The sequence below is a fragment of the Pseudomonas sp. Lb2C2 genome (assembly GCF_052112205.1).
GTDB classification, from domain to species: domain Bacteria; phylum Pseudomonadota; class Gammaproteobacteria; order Pseudomonadales; family Pseudomonadaceae; genus Aquipseudomonas; species Aquipseudomonas kilonensis.
On the sequence record NZ_JAUTYW010000013.1, the window covers coordinates 64,456 to 82,855 of the forward strand.

At 61.0% G+C, this 18,400-nt stretch carries 17 protein-coding genes; 2 read left to right on the forward strand and 15 right to left on the reverse strand.

Going from position 1 to position 18,400, the window contains the following annotated elements:
• Positions 1-179 precede the first annotated feature (179 nt).
• From Q7F16_RS29435 to Q7F16_RS29470, 8 genes are all read right to left on the reverse strand, one after another.
• Positions 180-320 (reverse strand): hypothetical protein, encoded by a 141-nt coding sequence (locus tag Q7F16_RS29435; protein WP_409557068.1) that lies wholly within the window; start codon positions 318-320, stop codon positions 180-182.
• Positions 321-602: 282 nt separating this feature from the next.
• On the reverse strand, positions 603-1,703 hold the full coding sequence (thiO, locus tag Q7F16_RS29440; RefSeq protein WP_409557054.1) for a glycine oxidase ThiO: 1,101 nt from the start codon (positions 1,701-1,703) through the stop codon (positions 603-605).
• Between the two features lie 58 nt (positions 1,704-1,761).
• The gene (locus Q7F16_RS29445) at positions 1,762-2,163 is read right to left on the reverse strand and encodes a type IV pilin protein (protein ID WP_409557053.1); all 402 of its coding nucleotides are present in this window, start codon (positions 2,161-2,163) and stop codon (positions 1,762-1,764) included.
• 11 nt (positions 2,164-2,174) lie between these two features.
• Positions 2,175-5,279 (reverse strand): pilus assembly protein, encoded by a 3,105-nt coding sequence (locus Q7F16_RS29450; protein ID WP_409557052.1) that lies wholly within the window; start codon positions 5,277-5,279, stop codon positions 2,175-2,177.
• A complete protein-coding gene (locus Q7F16_RS29455; protein ID WP_095963134.1) occupies positions 5,266-5,736 on the reverse strand; it encodes a pilus assembly PilX family protein in 471 nt (156 codons plus the stop codon). The genes Q7F16_RS29450 and Q7F16_RS29455 overlap by 14 nt, the downstream gene beginning before the upstream one ends.
• Before the next feature lie 20 nt (positions 5,737-5,756).
• Positions 5,757-6,473 (reverse strand): PilW family protein, encoded by a 717-nt coding sequence (locus tag Q7F16_RS29460; RefSeq protein ID WP_014340273.1) that lies wholly within the window; start codon positions 6,471-6,473, stop codon positions 5,757-5,759.
• On the reverse strand, positions 6,470-6,931 hold the full coding sequence (gene pilV / locus Q7F16_RS29465; RefSeq protein ID WP_024617314.1) for a type IV pilus modification protein PilV: 462 nt from the start codon (positions 6,929-6,931) through the stop codon (positions 6,470-6,472). Before pilV ends, Q7F16_RS29460 begins: the two co-directional genes overlap by 4 nt.
• Positions 6,928-7,401, reverse strand: a complete 474-nt coding sequence (locus Q7F16_RS29470) for a GspH/FimT family pseudopilin (protein ID WP_014340275.1) — start codon at positions 7,399-7,401, stop codon at positions 6,928-6,930. The genes pilV and Q7F16_RS29470 overlap by 4 nt, the downstream gene beginning before the upstream one ends.
• A gap of 120 nt (positions 7,402-7,521) precedes the next feature.
• Here Q7F16_RS29470 and Q7F16_RS29475 point away from each other — a divergent pair, with 120 nt between their 5' ends.
• Complete coding sequence (locus tag Q7F16_RS29475; RefSeq protein WP_046065053.1) at positions 7,522-8,061, forward strand: GspH/FimT family pseudopilin; 540 nt, start codon at positions 7,522-7,524, stop codon at positions 8,059-8,061.
• Here the strand turns inward: Q7F16_RS29475 and ispH are convergent.
• From ispH to murJ, 6 genes are all read right to left on the reverse strand, one after another.
• Positions 8,015-8,962 (reverse strand): 4-hydroxy-3-methylbut-2-enyl diphosphate reductase, encoded by a 948-nt coding sequence (gene ispH / locus Q7F16_RS29480; protein WP_014340277.1) that lies wholly within the window; start codon positions 8,960-8,962, stop codon positions 8,015-8,017. The two genes, Q7F16_RS29475 and ispH, sit on opposite strands and share 47 nt — an antisense overlap.
• Positions 8,963-9,135: 173 nt before the next feature.
• Positions 9,136-9,573 (reverse strand): FKBP-type peptidyl-prolyl cis-trans isomerase, encoded by a 438-nt coding sequence (gene fkpB / locus Q7F16_RS29485; protein WP_014340278.1) that lies wholly within the window; start codon positions 9,571-9,573, stop codon positions 9,136-9,138.
• A complete protein-coding gene (gene lspA / locus Q7F16_RS29490; protein ID WP_014340279.1) occupies positions 9,566-10,078 on the reverse strand; it encodes a signal peptidase II in 513 nt (170 codons plus the stop codon). The genes fkpB and lspA overlap by 8 nt, the downstream gene beginning before the upstream one ends.
• Positions 10,071-12,902: an isoleucine--tRNA ligase gene (gene ileS / locus Q7F16_RS29495; protein ID WP_409557051.1), complete on the reverse strand. Its 2,832-nt coding sequence runs from the start codon at positions 12,900-12,902 to the stop codon at positions 10,071-10,073. The genes lspA and ileS overlap by 8 nt, the downstream gene beginning before the upstream one ends.
• A gap of 13 nt (positions 12,903-12,915) precedes the next feature.
• Positions 12,916-13,854: a bifunctional riboflavin kinase/FAD synthetase gene (gene ribF, locus Q7F16_RS29500; RefSeq protein ID WP_003205727.1), complete on the reverse strand. Its 939-nt coding sequence runs from the start codon at positions 13,852-13,854 to the stop codon at positions 12,916-12,918.
• A gap of 129 nt (positions 13,855-13,983) precedes the next feature.
• Positions 13,984-15,522 carry a murein biosynthesis integral membrane protein MurJ gene (murJ, locus tag Q7F16_RS29505; protein WP_409557050.1) on the reverse strand — a complete coding sequence of 513 codons (1,539 nt, stop codon included), beginning with the start codon at positions 15,520-15,522 and terminating at the stop codon, positions 13,984-13,986.
• Between the two features lie 254 nt (positions 15,523-15,776).
• Between murJ and rpsT the strand changes: the two genes are divergently transcribed.
• Positions 15,777-16,055 (forward strand): 30S ribosomal protein S20, encoded by a 279-nt coding sequence (gene rpsT / locus Q7F16_RS29510; protein ID WP_003185593.1) that lies wholly within the window; start codon positions 15,777-15,779, stop codon positions 16,053-16,055.
• Positions 16,056-16,326: 271 nt separating this feature from the next.
• On the opposite strand, the gene Q7F16_RS29515 is transcribed toward rpsT, so the two are convergent.
• A complete protein-coding gene (locus Q7F16_RS29515) occupies positions 16,327-18,363 on the reverse strand; it encodes a toxin-antitoxin system YwqK family antitoxin (protein ID WP_409557049.1) in 2,037 nt (678 codons plus the stop codon).
• Between the last annotated feature and the right edge of the window lie 37 nt (positions 18,364-18,400).

Consider the following 18,400-nt stretch of genomic DNA (forward strand, 5'->3'; position numbering starts at 1 on the left):
GAGGTCCGGGCGCACATGAAATTTTGTGTCTACTGAATGAAGATCCAATGTGGGAGCGAGCTTGCTCGCGATAGCAGTGGGTCAGCTTGCATCAGCGTTGGATGTGCCGCCGCCTTCGCGAGCAAGCTTTGCTCCCACAGTTCTAAAGGAGTGTACAAACGGGAGAGCCAGGCCGGCTGTCAGGCCGCCTCGCTTTTGATCTTGATCTGGGGCGCCCCGTTAACCACGCTGGCCGAACGCAGGCATTGATCCGTGGGCACCTCGGCATGGATGCCGAGGTAGCCGCGCTGGGCCATGGATGGCCCTTCGCGGCGGCCCACGGAGCAATGCCGGAGTGAGGGCATGCCGAGCCTAGGCGAGGCACCGAGTGGTGGGGCAAGAGCGTTTTGCTTACTTTTGCGCTCTTCAAAAGTGAGCCGCCGTCAGGGCGGAACCCTAAGCGGCCGTTACCGCAGAAATGGATATGTACTCGATCAACAAGGCCAGCTGCAAGGCCGCCATCGCGAGCAAGCTCGCTCCCACAATTGGATCTGAGTACAGCCAAAAGAAATAGGTCGATTTCAAGGCCGCCTCATCACCAGGAGCAGTATCAAAACCGGACCTTACAACCGCCCCGCCGGCGCATACGGCGCAGGATCGATCACCGGCTCACGCCCTAACATCAAATCCGTAAACAACTGACACGAAGCCGGCGCCAACACCAGCCCATTGCGATAATGCCCGCAATTCAACCACAGTCCAGCAACCCCCGGCACCTCGCCGATATAGGGAATACCTTCAGGCGACCCAGGCCGCAACCCAGCCCAATGCCCAACCACCTCGGCATCCGCCAGTGCCGGAATCAGCTGTTGTGCCGAAGCCTTCAAGCTCTCCAGCGCCGTATCGGTCGGGGTCTTGTCGAAGCCCTCACGCTCCAGCGTACTGCCAACCAGAATATGCCCATCACGACGCGGAATCGCATAACGCCCCTTGGCCAGGACCATGCTCGACAGAAAATCCGACGCGCACTTGTACAGAATCATCTGGCCCTTGACCGGCTCAACCGGCAACTTCAAGCCCAAGGTCTTGAGCAACTCACCACTCCAGGCACCGGCGGCCAGCACCACCTCATCGCCACGAATTTCTCCGGCAGAACTGTGCACGCCCACCACACGCCCACCGTCGCGAATGAACCCACTGACTTCGCAATGTTCATGAAGCGTGACGTTCGGCATCGCCAGCAAGGCTGCCTTGAGGGACTTCACCAATCGGGGATTGCGCACGTTGGCCACGTCGGCCATGTAGATCGCCCGGGAAAAACCCGCGCCCAGCACCGGCACGGCGTCGTGGACAGCCGAGATATCCACAGCCCGCATCGGGCGCCCTTCCCGCTCGGCCCAGGCCAGCGCTTCGTCCTGATCGTCCAGGTCCAGCCAATACAGACCGGTGACATGCACTTGCGGATCGATCCCCGTAGTGGCGAACAAGCGCTCGCCCAGCTGTGGATAAAAATCCTGCGACCAATGGGCCAGCGCCGTGACCGCCGGGCTGTAGCGCCAGGGGTACAACGGCGACACGATACCGCCGCCGGCCCAGGACGATTCCTGACCGACACTGGAACGGTCCAGCAGCACCACACGCTGCCCTTCGGACGCCAGATTGAACGCCGTCAGCAGGCCGATGACTCCGCCGCCGACAATCACCACTTGCTGTTGCCTGGTCATGTTCTGATTCGACTCACTAAAACAAAGGGCGCAAAAAACGCGCCCGGATAAGAGAAATTCAGCGACCCCAACAATCCTTGGTGGTCAGCCCCGCAGTGGCGTTGAGCATACTGCGTAAGCCGGTATTGTTGAGGGTGAAATCACCGCATTTGTCCGTCGCCATGGACGAGCCGCTCTTGCGCACAGCCGTCAGGGTGAAGCTCTGGTCCGTCAGTGTCTGGGTGATGGTGTAGAAATCGTTGCCGCTGCTCAGGCCGGTCGCATTGGTATAGACGTTGTTCTTCGAGTAGTAGCGCTCGAGAATCTGCGCCTGCTCCGATAACAGCCCGGCGATTTCGGTGCGCCGGCCCTTCTTCATGTATTCGGTCAGGCTCGGATAGCCGATGGTGATCACGATACCGATGATCGCAATCACGATCATGATTTCGATCAAGGTGAAACCCCGGTTGGATCTGCGCATGCCTTGCCTCTTCATTGTATTTGTCGCCACATGATACGGCGGCTGCCGCCCACGGATTTTTCCAGCAGCTCGGTGATGTTGCCGCTGGAGTCGTTGACGATCATGTTGGTGGCCCCGCTGGCGCTGACCACAGCGCTCAAGGTCGGGATACCCCCCGTGAAGACCACCCCGCTGGAAATCGTATCGGAGCTGTTGATCGTGCCGTCACCGTTGGTATCGAGCACCGCATAATTGAGCATCTTACCGTTGAACGCATCCAGCTCGATCAGTTTGCCGGTACCGAAGCTGGCGCACGGGTCGGTAGTATCCACGGCGGCCGTGGTAAAGACCACGCGCCCGCTCACCAGATTGGCCGGGTTGATCACCCGCTCGCCGGTCAATACGTTGTTGTACACCAACGGCAGGTACCAGCCCTTTTCCGTCGGATAAGTCACGTCGGTCTGGCTGGTAGTCACGAACTGCCCCGTGCTGCCTGAGAACACACCCGTGATCGACTGGGCCTGCAGGTTCGACACGGTGATTTGCCCGGCACCGCCGGTGGCGTCCCATATCGAGTAGAACCCTTGCAGGTCCTTGTTGAGTTTATCCGCCGTTTCGTTGAACTTGCCGGTGCCGAAAAACACCTGGGTACCGCCCTGGGGGTTGTTCGCCAGCAGCGGTTGAACGGTGATCGGCTGAGTCGCGCCACCGGGCGCGGTAAACAATGGCTGACCGGAAAACGCCACGCCCCAGGCGGTTGGAGAAGTACCGCTGAGGTCAAACTTCCACATCCGCCCTTTCAAGTCGCCACCGTACGCCGCCTGCACCACGTTCTGGGAGTTGACCCGCAGCTTGACCGACGACAAGCCATTACCGGTCTCGCTGCTGTTGATGACGATTTTCCTGATCAACGAGCCGTCACGAATATCCACCACGTACAACGCCGCGACCCCGCTGTTGCTGCCGTAGCCGTTGGAGATGAACGCCGCCCAGCGCCCATCCGCCAGGCGGGCGACTTCGGGGCGGGCGTAGGCGTAGCCCAGGTCATTGAAGGCGTTGGTCGTGTTGGCAACGGCTGGCGCGCTGATTTCCCACAATGCCCGCAACACATTGCCCGCCGTCGCATCAAACAGCTGAACCGCATAGAACGTCTTGCCTCCGGCACCCGTGCCGCCCAGGGCCACTGTCTTCCAGACACTCCCCGATTGCGTATCGAATACGCCGACCTGTCCATCCACCAAAAACTTGTGGCTCACACCATTGATGTAGTTGGTGTCGGCAATGTCCTGCAACGAGGGCAGCACGCTCGACGGCATATAGGCATAACGCCGCGTACCGTTTGCACCGTTGATGACGCTGAAAAACCCGTCGTTAGCGTTCACCACCAGGCTGGTATTCATGTTCGCCGCTTTGGCCGTCAGATAAGTGCTGTAACTGGTGTCGTTGAGCAAATCCGCAGCGGTCTGCTCATTGGGCGACGCCAGCACCAGCGGCGAATTGATGATGTCCCCCAGCAATACACTGCGCACCTTCAAGCCGGTCTTATTGACGCCCTTGCTCCACTCCACCAGGTCGTTGCCGGTGACTCCCGTGGGCAGGTTCTGGCTGAGGCTGGTTTGCTGGGCCGGCGAAAAATTGCCGTAGGCCAGGGTCACCGGCACGTTGGTCGCCGTGTTCCAGGATTGGTAAATCGGTGCCGTGGCGCCGGGCACGATGGCCGTGTCGGTGGTCCATTGCACCGCTGCCCTGTTGACCGTGCCTGCCGAGGTGAAGCCGAACGCACGGATGGTGCCGCGCCAGTCCTTGGGGTCATAGGTGGTCTGGTAGTAACTGGAGGTGCTGGACACCGTGGCGGCGTTGGTGGTGCCACCGCCCCCGGAGCCGGCCTTGGAGGTGATGTCGCTCAAGGCAGATGACAGGGCATCGTTCAGGCCTGCGCTGTCGCTCGCCGGATAATACTTGCCTGCGCCGTAGCGGGCAGCATCGGACAGCATCGTATTGGTGACGGCAAACCCCACCGTGTAGGTGTTGAGGTACTGGCGGGGAAAATCCGCAGCGTTCCAGCTTTGGCCGGTGGCGTCGGTACCGGTGGAGCGCATGTCGATGTCGAAGGCGAACTTGGCGATGTCGTCCAGGTAAAGCGTGTCGCCCTCCGCGTCACCGTTGCGATCAGCGCCATCATTGGTGCTCAGGCCGTCCCAGTTCGGCAGCCGGGCCGAGCCCAGCGGGTCGTTGGTAGGGAACGTCCGATCAAAGGTGGGCAGACCGTCAGTGATCACCACGCCGAAATTTTTCTGGCAACGGTACTGGATCGGGCTGGTGTAAGTGCTCGGTGTGCCGTTGTAGTAAGGCGCCATGCCCCTGAAGTAACGAGTAACCTCGTAATAGCTCTCGGCCAGCGGCGTATTCGCCACGGCCCCCAAACTGTTGATCGCATTGATCAGGGCGCTGTAGTTGCTGTTGGCCTGGGTCTGGGTCACGCTGCCGCTGACCGGCGACAGGTCGCTGATGGCGCGAGCGATGTAGCCCCCTGGCCCGGAATTGCTGCTGTTGGGCGGGTTGAACGTAGCGAGGCCGATACGCAAGGCACGATTGCTGGCAACCAGGTCGTTGGACACATCCCGCGCCACGTTGATTCGATAATCGTTGGGAATCGTGCCAGTGGTGAAATCCCGGCTCGAGCCGTTGGCCAGGGTCACCAGATACGCCAGGTATTTACCGGTGTAACGGGTATTGCCACCTCCCACAGGGTCTGGCAATCGCAGGCAGATCCGCCCAATGCTAGGTCGATAGAAACCGTACCAGCCAGACGAGCAGCCGCCGCGAAAGAGGCTCAATAACAGGATATTCGAGTCGGCCTGATCCAGCTCAGTATTCCTATCGTTGCAATTGTTATTGGCGCCGCATACATAAGTGCGCACTTGTGTCGCCGCCGGATCAAACCCCGCCGCCCAGATAATGTTGTTCATGCTCCCCGAATCATCGATCAGCAGCATCACGTTCGGCGTAACGGCGGCCGCACTCAGCAAGGGCGAATCCGAAGGCGTGAAAGCATAGGCCGGGGCCGCCAGGTAAAGGCCCAGCAACGCCCCCCACAACGCCTGCCACCTGCCGCGAAGCACCTTAGTATTTCGCATAGATGCTCTCCACCACGCTGCGCTGGTTATTGCCCACCACCGCCACCGCCGTGATCCGGTACAGCGTCGCCGAGGTATTGACGGGCACGTTGACCGCCGTAAGTGTCGTGCCAATGTTCTGCACGCCATAAAACCCGCCGGCAGCGGCAACCCAGAGCACCCCCGACGACGAATTGCGCCCGGCCGCCATGACGGTCGCCGACTCGGCCGGTGGCGCGCATTGAGTCGCGGTGGTACAGGCCGCCAGTGAATAGGTCTCGACCTGCACAGCACTTTCGCCCACCCTCAGCGCAGCCTCGGCCAACTGGAACGATTGGTTGCGCTGCATGACGCTGCTGGTCATTTTTTCCTGGAGGGTGGCGCTCTGCATCGACGACAGGCCGATCAGCGTCAGCAGCAATAAAAAAACCAGGCTGACCAGCAGTGCCATGCCACGCTGGCGATGCTTGAGATCCATCGAACTCATCAATCGCCCCCTCATAGAAGCCGGTTGCGCAAGGCGGCAACCACATTGAAAGTCTGCTCGCGTACCGTGTTCCGCGGATCAAATAGCGTCAGGCTCAGGCGCACGCTGCGGATCAGTGCCGGGTCTGCCGGGTTGCCGGTGTAGCTCGACGCTGCGATGTCCGTGGCGCTGCCGGCCACGCCAAACGTCACGTCGAACGCCCGTACGTTGTCCACCAGCACCGACAGGGTCGGCGGATTGCCGGTGCCGCTGCCCAGCAGCAATTGGTTGTTGTTGAAGCTGTAGACCAGTCGACGGATCGGGAAGGCCAACTGCCCCGTCGCTGGCGCCCGGGCGTTCGAGTAGGCCGTCGCCGAGGTACGGCAATCGGAGACAACGGTCCAGGTCGGCACGCCACCGCCACTCCCAATGTCCGCTGTTACCAGGGTCAATCTCCGGTTGGCGTTATCCCAACGGATTGGAGTGGTCTGGCTGGCCGCAAAACTGTTATCCGTTGAGGCATCGATGACGGTCGCCAGGCAGCCGAACATGCCCACCATGCGAATTTCCTGGACCATTTTGCTCAAGGCAAATCGCGCGTCCTCCTGCATCACCGCGGCGGCATTCTGGCTGACGTAGGTATTTTTGGCGGCAATGAAAATCTGCACGACACCCAGGATGACGATCAGGCTGAGCACCAGCGCGATCATCAACTCGATCAAGCCAAAACCACGACTGTGCCGGTTCATGGCGGCGTCCCCACCGGGTCGACGGCAACGCGGCTGGTCAGCACAAAGCTGCGCCGCGCCTCGGCCTCATTGGTGGTATTGGCAGCCCGGGCGTCGTCCCAGGAAATGGTGATGGTGTAGACGCGCTGGTTCAGCGCAATGGTGCCAGTGGCCGTGGCGCCGCCGAAGGCAATGATATTGGTCTTGAAATCGTAGAGGTCCTGGTCGCGGGCCACGTTGAGGTTCGGCGAGCTGGGCGGTGTGATGGTGTAGTCGGCGCCGGAGTTGGCGCGAATGCGGTCCAGCAGGTCATAGGCAATGAAGCTGGCCTGGCTGGTCATGCGCGAACTGTCGGTGTACTTGAGCGCATTGAGCTGGATCATCGCCGCCCCCAGCAGGCCGACGCCGAGAATCAGCACCGCCACCAGCACCTCGATCAACGTCATGCCGGCCTGCGCCCTTTTACTGCAACCCTTCATCCGCAACTTCCACCCAATACGATTCGTCCATTGAGGCAAACACTCAGCGTCCTGCTCTGCGCTCCTCTTACGTAATTGAAGCTCACTGGCGTGGCCGGTGCCGATAACCCGCCGAGGTTGTTGAAATCGATGCTAGTCACGTCTGAGGGTAGCGTCAGAGTCACGCCACTGCCCATCGCTGGAACAACCCGCAATATATTGGGCGACGAGCCAGTACTGTCATACACCGTCAGTTCGCCGCTCCAGACACTGCCCTGGGCCGTGGGACGAATTCGCGTGGTGATGCCACGGTCGATCGCCTCCATCCGGGTAAAGTTCAGCGCCCGGCGCAAGTCGTCGATCTCGGTGTCGGCCTTGGTGCTCTGCAGCGCGCCGGTGAATGAGGGCACCGCCATGGTAATCAGGATCAGCAGCACGCCAAGGGCCACCAGCACCTCGATCAGCGTGAAACCTTTTGTACGAAGATCCATTGATGCCCTCCGTTGCCGTCGGCTATACCTGCCTCTACACGCTAGAACAAACCACCGCCGTGTGTGCGGTTGTTTCGGTTCACGGCGCTCATCGTTTTCGTACTCCAGGGAGGAGACGTCATGTATCAACAGGGTTTCAGCCTGATCGAACTGCTCATGGGACTGGCAATTGCCGCAATTGTTCTGCCGTGGGCAGGCGCAAGCTACAAAGAGCTGATCGAATCCATCGAACGCGAGGACACCGCGCAGTTGCTGATCAGCGGGTTGCGCATTGCCCGCGGCGAAGCCATCACGCGCAACCGCAGGGTATTGATACAAGGAATAGACAATAACTGGGGCAAGGGCTGGCGGATCATGCTGGACAACAAGGAGAAAACCTTGCTGATGGAACGCACCGCAAGCGCTCGTGTGATCGGCAACCAGCCGATGAGGCGCAGGGTGATGTTCGGCAACCAGGGCGAAGCACTGCACCCCAGCGGCGCCTTTAAGGCCGGCAGGCTGCACGTCTGCGCCAAACGCGAGCCGGTCAGCCATCATCAAGTGATACTGGCGCCCTCCGGCCGCGTCCGCCTGGAAAGTGTCAAAGCCGAGCAGGCCCTGTGCGAGAAAGGACTTAAAGCAAGGAGCGCACGCGCAACTCTTTCGGCATCGAGAACGTAATGTTTTCCTCGCGACCGGACAGCTCATCGGCACCCGTTGCGCCCCAGGCCTGCAACTGCTGGATCACGCCACGCACCAGGACTTCCGGCGCGGAAGCGCCGGCGGTGATGCCGATGCGCTCGACGCCATCGAACCAGCTGCGCTGCATGTCCTCGGCACCGTCGATCAGGTAGGCCGGCGTGGCCATACGCTCGGCCAGTTCACGCAAGCGGTTGGAGTTGGAGCTGTTCGGACTGCCGACGACCAAAACCACATCGCATTCGTTGGCCAGTTGCTTGACCGCGTCCTGACGGTTCTGGGTGGCGTAGCAGATGTCATCCTTGCGCGGGCCGCCGATGGACGGAAAGCGCGAGCGCAGGGCGTCGATCACACGGCTGGTGTCGTCCATGGACAAGGTCGTCTGGGTAACAAAAGCCAGGCTCTCAGGGTTGCGAACCTGCAAGGCCGCCACGTCCTCCTCGTCTTCGACCAGGTAGATCGCACCGCCGTTGCTGGCATCGTATTGGCCCATGGTGCCTTCGACTTCCGGATGGCCTTCATGGCCGATCAGGATGCATTCACGACCGTCACGGCTGTAGCGCGCCACTTCGATGTGCACCTTGGTCACCAATGGGCACGTCGCGTCGAAAACCTTCAGGCCACGACCGGCGGCTTCGGTGCGTACGGCCTGGGAAACCCCGTGGGCGCTGAAGATCACGATGACGTCGTCCGGCACCTGGTCCAGTTCCTCGACGAAAATGGCCCCGCGGCTACGCAGGTCTTCGACGACGAATTTGTTGTGGACCACTTCGTGGCGCACGTAGATCGGCGGCCCGAAGACTTCCAGGGCGCGGTTGACGATTTCGATCGCCCGGTCCACACCGGCGCAGAAGCCACGGGGGTTGGCGAGTTTGATTTGCATGCTGTGCCTCGTGTCTTGCGCGCAAGAAATTGAATCAGTGCAATCCAGTGTGGGAGCGAGCTTGCTCGCGATGGCGGTGGGGCAGTCACCCCTGGACTGAAAGTGTCTCCGCAATCGCGAGCAAGCTCGCTCCCACAGTGAATCGAGTGGCAGCAGAAGCTGCCTGTCAAATGTTAAACCGCCTTCACTTCGATGATTTCCACCTCGAAGTTCAAGGTCTTGCCCGCCAGCGGATGGTTGAAGTCCACGGTCACCTGGGCGTCGTCGAAAGCCTTCACCACACCCGGCAGCTCGGTATTGGCCGCGTCGTTGAAGATCACCAGCAGGCCCTGGGACAGCTCCATGTCCTGGAACTGGGAGCGTGGCATGGTCTGCACGTTTTGCGGGTTGGGCTGACCAAAGGCGTTTTCCGGTGGTACGACCACGGTGCGCTTGTCGCCGGCCTTGAAGCCGAAGATCGCCGCTTCGAAGCCTGGCAGCAGGTTGCCGTCACCGACCTTGAACACCGCCGGGGCCTTGTCGAAGGTGCTGTCGACGGTGTCACCGTTTTCCAGGTGCAGGGCGAAGTGAAGCTTCACTTCAGTGTTTTGAGCGATACGCTGCTCAGTCATGGACGGCTTCTCCGGTTTTCTTGCTCTTGAACATGTCCAGGGCGAGCATCACCGCGCCCACGCTGATGGCGCTGTCGGCAAAGTTGAACGCCGGGAAATACCAGCGGTTCTGCCAATGCACCAGGATGAAATCGATGACGTGGCCCAGGGCGATGCGGTCATAGAGGTTGCCCAAGGCACCACCGAGCACCAAGGCCAGCGCCACGGCCAGCCAGGTCTCATTGCGCCCCAGGCGCTTGAGCCAGACCACCAGCACGGCGCTGACCACGATGGCGATCAGGGCGAACAGCCAGCGCTGCCAGCCCGAACTGTCGGCCAGGAAGCTGAACGCCGCTCCGGTGTTGTAGGCCAGGGTCCAGCTGAAGTAGTCGGGAATGATCACGATCTGCTGGTACATCGTCAGCGAGTTCTCGAAGTAGTACTTGCTGGCCTGGTCGATGACCAGGACCAGCACACTCAACCAGAGCCAGCCCAGCCGCCCGAAGCGGCCCGCCGCGTTAGGCATAATGACGAACCTCGCCAGTACCACTGATGTTGTCCACGCAACGACCGCAGATTTCCGGATGCTCCGGGTTCACGCCGACGTCTTCACGGCAGTGCCAGCAGCGGGCGCACTTGGTGTGGTTCGACTTGACGATCTTCAGCTTCAGGCCGCTGACTTCAGTGGTCACCGCATCGGCCGGCGCCTGCACGAAAGGTGCAACGCTGGCGGTGGAGGTGATCAGCACGAAGCGCAGCTCGTTGCTCAGCTTGGCCAGATCGGCACTCAGGGCGTCTTCGGCGTAGAGGGTGACTTCGGCCTGCAGGTTGCCACCGACGGCCTTGGCCGCGCGCTGGATCTCCATCTCCTTGTTGACCGCCGCCTTGACCGCCATCACGCGATCCCAATACGCACGGTCCAGCTCGAAACCTTCCGGCAGTTCGGTCAGGCCTTCGTACCAGGTGTTGAGCATCACCGATTCGTTGCGCTCGCCCGGCAGGTACTGCCACAGCTCGTCGGCGGTGAACGCCAGGATCGGTGCGATCCAGCGCACCAGCGCCTCGCTGATGTGGAACAGCGCGGTCTGGCACGAACGACGGGCCTTGCTGTTGGCGCCGGTGGTGTACTGGCGGTCCTTGATGATGTCGAGGTAGAAACCACCGAGCTCCTGCACGCAGAAGTTGTGGATCTTGGAGTAGACGTTCCAGAAGCGGTATTCGCCGTAGTGCTCCTGCAATTCGCGTTGCAGCAGCAGGGTGCGATCCACGGCCCAACGGTCCAGCGCGAGCATTTCTTCGGCTGGCAGCAGGTCGGTGGCCGGGTTGAAGCCGGTCAGGTTGGAAAGCAGGAAGCGCGCGGTGTTACGGATCCGCCGGTAGGCGTCCGCGCTGCGCTGCAGGATCTGCTCGGAAACGGCCATCTCGCCGGAATAGTCGGTGGACGCCACCCACAGGCGCATGATGTCGGCGCCCAAGGTGTCGTTGACCTTCTGCGGCGCGATCACGTTGCCCAGGGACTTGGACATCTTGCGACCGGACTCGTCGACCGTGAAGCCGTGGGTCAGCAACTCGCGATACGGCGCGTGATTGTCGATGGCGCAACCGGTCAGCAACGAAGAGTGGAACCAGCCGCGGTGCTGGTCCGAGCCTTCCAGGTACAGGTCGGCACGCGGACCGCTCTCGTGGCCCATCGGGTGCGAACCGCGCAGCACGTGCCAATGGGTGGTGCCGGAGTCGAACCAGACGTCCAGGGTGTCGCTGATCTTGTCGTACAGCGGCGCTTCGTCACCCAGCAGCTCGGCGGCATCCATCTTGAACCAGGCCTCGATGCCTTCGGCTTCGACGCGCTTGGCAACGTCTTCCATCAGTTCGACGGTGCGCGGGTGCAACTCGCCGCTTTCCTTGTTCAGGAAGAACGGGATCGGCACGCCCCAGTTGCGTTGACGGGAGATGCACCAGTCGGGACGGTTGGCGATCATCGAGTGCAGGCGCGCCTGGCCCCAGGCCGGCACGAACTGGGTCTCTTCGATGGCCTTGAGCGAACGCTGGCGCAGGGTCTCGCCGCTGGTTGGCTGCTTGTCCATGCCGATGAACCACTGCGCGGTGGCGCGGTAGATCAGCGGGGTTTTGTGCCGCCAGCAGTGCATGTAGCTGTGTTCGATGACGGCGGTGTGCAGCAGCGCACCCACTTCGGTCAGTTTGTCGACGATGGCCGGGTTGGCTTTCCAGATGAACTGGCCGCCAAAGAACTCCAGCGACGGCGCGTACACGCCATTGCTCTGCACCGGGTTGAGGATGTCGTCGTTGACCATGCCGTATTTCTTGCAGGTCACGAAGTCGTCGACGCCATAGGCCGGCGCGGAGTGAACCACGCCAGTGCCCGCGCCCAGTTCCACGTAGTCGGCCAGGTACACCGGCGACAGGCGGTCATAGAACGGATGACGGAAGTTGATCAGTTCCAGCGCCGAACCTGGCGCGGTGGCGATCACCGAACCTTCCAGGTTGTAGCGGGCCAGGCAGGATTCGACCAACTCTTCGGCCAGCACCAACAGCTTGTCGCCGACATCGACCAGGGCGTAGTTGAATTCCGGGTGGACGTTCAGCGCCTGGTTGGCCGGGATGGTCCACGGGGTGGTGGTCCAGATCACGATCGACGCCGGCTTGGCCAGCTTGCCCAAGCCGAAAGCAGCGGCGAGCTTGTCTTCATCGGCGATCGGGAACGCAACGTCGATGGTCGAGGACTTCTTGTTCTCATACTCGACTTCCGCCTCGGCCAGGGCCGAACCGCAATCGAAGCACCAGTTCACCGGCTTGAGGCCCTTGAACACGAAGCCACCCTCGACGATTTTCGCCAGGGCACGGATTTCGCCGGCTTCGTTCTTGAAGTCCATGGTCTTGTACGGGTTGGCGAAGTCGCCCAGCACGCCGAGGCGGATGAATTCGGACTTCTGCCCTTCGATCTGCTCGGTGGCGTAGGCACGGCACAGTTCGCGGGTCTTGTCCGCGCCCAGGTTCTTGCCGTGGGTCACTTCGACCTTGTGCTCGATCGGCAGGCCGTGGCAGTCCCAGCCCGGGACATACGGTGCATCAAAACCCGACAGGGTCTTGGAGCGGATGATCATGTCCTTGAGAATCTTGTTCAGCGCGTGACCGATATGGATGGTGCCGTTGGCGTACGGAGGGCCGTCGTGCAGGACGAACTTCGGACGATCCTTGCCAATTTCGCGCAACTTTCCGTACAGGCCAATGCTGTCCCAACGCTGCAGAATCTGTGGTTCGCGCTGAGGCAGGCCGGCCTTCATTGGGAAGGCGGTGTCCGGAAGGTTTAGCGTGGCTTTATAGTCGGTCATTTAAGGCTCTTCATTAGCGATTGGCGCTGGTTGCGACAAGGGCACGGGCGGCGGCGATATCTGCATGGATCGCCGTCTTGAGCGCCTCCAGAGAGGCAAAACGCTGCTCTTCACGCAGCTTATGGTGGAAAACCACCGTCAAACGCCGGTCATACAGATCGCCGGCAAAATCCAGAACATGTACTTCAAGGTGGGCCTTGCCATCGCCTTGGACCGTGGGCCTTACGCCGATGTTGGCAACGCCGGGCCAGGTCTTGCCGTCGATCTCGACACTCACCAGGAACACCCCGGTCAGCGGCACACGACGACGCTTGAGCTGCACGTTGGCCGTTGGCGTGCCCAATTGGCGCGCCAGCTTCTGCCCGTGCAGGATCCGCCCGGCAATCCGGTACGGCCGGCCGAGCAAGCGCTCGGCCAATTCGAAGTCGGCAGCCGCCAGGGCATTGCGGACCTGGGTGCTGCTGACGCGCAAGCCATCGATCTCGACAGTCTGCGCCGCTTCGACGGTGAAACCCTGGGCGATACCGGCCTGTTGCAGGTAGTTGAAATCGCCTACCCGGTCGCAACCGAAGCGAAAATCGTCGCCCACTTCCAGATGCTTCACGCCCAGACCATCCACCAGGATGGTCTCGACAAAGGCGGCGGCGCTGAGCTTGCTCAGGCGCCGGTTGAAGGCCAGGCACAGGACCCGGTCGATGCCTTCGGCGGCCAGCAATTGCAGCTTGTCGCGCAATCGGGCCAGACGGGCCGGGGCGGTGGCCGGGTCGAAACATTCCCGCGGCTGCGGCTCGAAAATCACTACGCAGCTCGGCACGCCCAATTCCAGCGCGCGCTCGCGCAGCCGCGCCAGGATAGCCTGGTGGCCACGGTGAACACCGTCAAAGTTGCCAATAGTGGCGACACAGCCCCGATGTTGGGGGCGCAGGTTGTGGAGGCCTCGAACCAGCTGCATAACGCGCTTCTTGCTCATAAAGTGGCCGATTATAACCACACCCGGCGGCCGACGACAGGCAACACCGCACCCCAAAGTGATCGAACCGACAAAACCACTGCCCGCCCCGGGATTATCGAGGGCTTGCCCTCAGCTCAAGGCCTTGCGGTTGAAGTCACGCAGCCGGAACCCCATCAGCAGCAACATGCCGAAATACGCCACCACGCCGGCGACCACCAGCGCTCCCAGGCGCAGGAAACGCTCGAGCATCTGCCCTTCGCCCCAGGCCGGCATGAAATGCATCGCCCCCAGCAAAACCGCCGACATCACCGCCACGGCCACCAGCAGCTTGAGGCCGAACTTGCTCCAGCCCGGTTGCGGTTGATACATCTTTTGCTTGCGCAACTGGTAAAACAGCAGCCCGGCGTTGAGACACGCGCCGGCGCTGATCGCCAGGGCCAGGCCGGCGTGGGCCAACGGACCGATGAGCACCAGGTTGAACAATTGGGTCATCACCAGGGTGAAAATGGCGATTTTCACTGGCGTGCGAATGTTCTGCTGGGCATAGAACCCCGGCGCCAGCACCTTGATCACGATGATCCCGAGCAGGCCCACCGAGTAAGCGATCAGCGCACGCTGGGTCATCAAGGCGTCGAAGGCATTGAATTGACCGTATTGGAACAACGAGACGGTCAACGGCTCGGCCAGGATTCCCAGTGCCAGGGAACAGGGCAAGACCAGCACGAAACACAGGCGCAGGCCCCAGTCGAGGATGCGCGAGTACTCCTGGCGGTCCTGGCTGGCGTAGGTCTTGGCCAGGGTTGGCAGCAGGATCGTGCCCAGGGCCACACCCAGCACGCCGGACGGCAATTCCATCAGGCGGTCGGCGTAATACATCCACGACACCGAGCCGGCCACCAGGAACGAGGCAAAGATAGTGTTGATGATCAGGGAAATCTGGCTCACCGACACCCCGAGGATCGCCGGCAACATCTGCTTCATCACCCGCCACACGCCGCTGTCGCGCAGGTTCAGCCGTGGCAGGACCAACATGCCGATCTTTTTCAGGTGCGGCAGTTGATAAAGCAATTGCGCCAGGCCACCGACCAGCACCGCCCAGCCCAGGGCCATCACCGGCGGATCGAAGTACGGTGTCAGGAATACCGCGAAGACGATCATGCTGACGTTGAGCAGGGTCGGCACAAAGGCCGGTACGGAAAAGCGGTTCCACGTATTGAGGATCGCCCCGGCCAGGGACGACAGGGAAATCAGCAATATATAAGGAAAGGTCACCCGCAGCAGGTCCGAGGTGAGCTGGAATTTTTCTGGCGTATCGGTGAAACCCGGGGCCGTGGCCCAGATCACCCATGGCGCGGCGAGCATGCCGGCCGCCGTGACCAGCGCCAGCACCAACGTCAGCAGGCCGGAGACGTAGGCAATGAACGTGCGGGTCGCTTCGTCGCCCTTCTGGCTTTTATATTCCGCCAGGATCGGCACGAAAGCCTGGGAGAACGCCCCTTCGGCGAAGATCCGCCGCAACAGGTTGGGCAACTTGAAGGCGATGAAGAAGGCGTCGGTGGCCATTCCGGCGCCGAATATCCGTGCGATCAACGTATCGCGAACGAACCCCAGGACGCGGGAAAGCATCGTGATAGAGCTGACGGCGGCCAACGATTTGAGCAGATTCATGAAAAGAGTTTTTGCCTGTCGATAAACAGCAGGCGAACAACGCGCCCACTTGTGCGATACTCCGCGCCGCTAAACAGTGCAGAGCCAAAGCCCGCGAGTTTACAGGTCGCACGCCGGAAAGAAATCCTTCGGTGCGCAGCACCTGCCATTCAGCGGAACGTGTCACCCGCCCTTGACAAGACTTCAACTCATCGGCATGATTCGCGGCCTATTTTGTTTGCTATTTCCCAAAAAGTCTTTCGAGGAGCTCGACGGTGGCCAACACACCTTCCGCCAAAAAACGTGCAAAACAGGCTGAGAAGCGTCGCAGCCACAACGCCAGCCTGCGTTCCATGGTCCGTACCTACATCAAGAACGTAGTTAAGGCCATCGACGCAAAAGACGCTGAAAAAGCTCAAGCTGCTTACGTTCTGGCTGTGCCAGTTATCGACCGCATGGCCGATAAAGGCATCATCCACAAGAACAAGGCTGCTCGCCATAAGAGCCGTTTGAATGGCCACGTAAAGGCCCTGAACGTTGCCGCTGCTGCCTAAGCGACGCGCTCGTTAAAAAACCGACCTCAGGGTCGGTTTTTTATTGCCTGCAATTTAACCCTAACCAGCCCCCCCTCCCACACTGGATCTTCAGCAGGCATAAATTAAGTGCCCAACACAAATCCCCTGTGAGAGCGAGCTTGCTCGCGATGGCGGTGGGCCAGATGACGGCGATGGTGACTGTGCCGCCATCATCGCGAGCAAGCTCGCTCCCACACTTGGATCTGCGGCGATTTCCAGTTTAATGAACCCGCATTCCCCAGCAGAAGCCTTACTCCCCAAAATTGAAAACCACCGGCTTCGGCGGAGGACAACCTCCCGGCGGCGGGAAATTCTGCACGCCCGCCTCGTCGTAGCCGGTGTAGCAACCCACTATCTTGTCGCCCTTGAAGGTCATGCGGCGCTCAACCACACCCGTCGGGTAATAGTAGACCGCCTCACCTTCGCGCTTGGCGTACGAGTAGTCCTTGTATTCACGCCCTTCGACCGTTATCAACCGAAAGCCCTGCTTGGCTTCAGAGAACTTCAACTGGCCATTGGGGTAGTACTCGTTACGAGTCACGCGATCATCAGGCCCCAACAGCACCTCCCGGACCTTGCGCCCATCCCGGGTGTGACGGGCACTTTGCTCATTGCCGAACAGGTAATCACTCTCCGAGTCGAAATGCCCGTTGTTGAAAGCCCCACGCTGCTTGCCGCAAAGCTTGATACGGGTGTATTTCCCATCAGGCACGTGGCAATAGTTCCTGTCCGCGATCAGCACCCCAGTCGCATCAAATGACTGCACGTTGCCAATCGGCTCATCCCCCTCGTACGTTGCCACCGTATCGGGCTGGCCATTGGGGTGATAGAGACGAAAGGCGCCCTCTCGCGAACCGTGGCGCCACGAGATATCCGAAAGCAGCACAGCACCGTCATCGGTGTAGGTCAGCGCCCGCCCCTCGATCTGACCGTTGGCATAGTTGGCCGAATAGGTGAGCTTGCCATTGGCCGCGTAGATTTCTTTCAAGCCATCCAGGACACCCGCGCGGTAATGCTCGACGAGCCGCAACACACCTGCGGCATCCACTTCGCGCAATTCGCCTTGCATCTTGTCGGCAACAAAATCCACAGTCCGGACACCACCGCCGTCCACTCTCAAGGTCCAACGGCCTTCCCGGACGCCCTGCACATAACGCCCCTCACCCCAGGGCATTATCCAGTCCCCGTGCTGCTGCCCCGCCACGAAATCGCCGCGCTGGACAACCTCCCCATGACGCACGCGCTCGGAAGGCCCGTCGAAATCACCATGCTTGTAAGTATCGAAGCCGGACATCTGCCCCTCATCGTCGCGCACCTCGATCGTCCAGCGCCCCTCATAGAAGTCATCGACGATCATGCCCTTGGAAACCGTGCCCTCGTCACTGACGACCCACGGCCCCTGGCGCAGCCCATTCACATAGGCGCCGGTGGACGCGTAGCCCGACTCATCAAATTCCGCCCACTTGCCCGACCTCCTGCCCTGGACATAGACACCCAGCGCCCAGAGCCGCCCATTGCCCAAGGCCGCCCAAGCCCCATCCTCGGAGCCCTGGTACACCGCCGGATCGGCTTCCCAAGCCATCCTGCTGACACGATAGGCGGCGCCCACATCCTCGTCCTGAGGCTGCACGCGCTCATAAGTCAGCGTGAGCCAGCGCCCTTCGCGCTGCTGGAAAGTCTTTTTGTAGGTGTCGCGATGAGGATCCTCTGGTGGCTGCCCCACTGACGCCGGGACACCGTCGACGCCGAAGTACCCCACCAGCGTGCCACTCGCAGGCTCCAGCGTGTCGAACTCGGCGATACCGGTCTTGGGCAACACAGCGCTGTAATCGTAGGGCGGCAACTTGCCCAGCTCTTTCTGGACCAGCGCGGCAGTGAGGACCTTGCGATCAGCGGCGATACGATCCAATACCGGCTGAAGCGTCTCAAGCCGGCGATACATACCGGTGGACGGTACGAAGCGATAACCATGAAGGGCGTACCGCCCCTTTGCCCGTGACAGCACGACCAACGTCTGGAGATCACTGTCGAGGCTGGCGTAGAACACCGACTCGACACTGGCATCGCCATACCGGTCGAGCACGTGCGGGACGCCATCCGGCGAATCACACAGGCATGAGTAACCTACGACACCCTCGGCCTCGCGGATAAATGCCAGCGTCGCCCCACTCTCCTGGGAGGTTTTTATCAGAGGATGGACCAGGGGTTTTTCGCTATAAAACGGCTCGGCCAAGGCCCCGGCCGACACCGAACAACCCAATACAAACAGCAGCAAAAACGCACGCATACGAATCCCTTCGCGCCAAAAGCACAACACATCCATG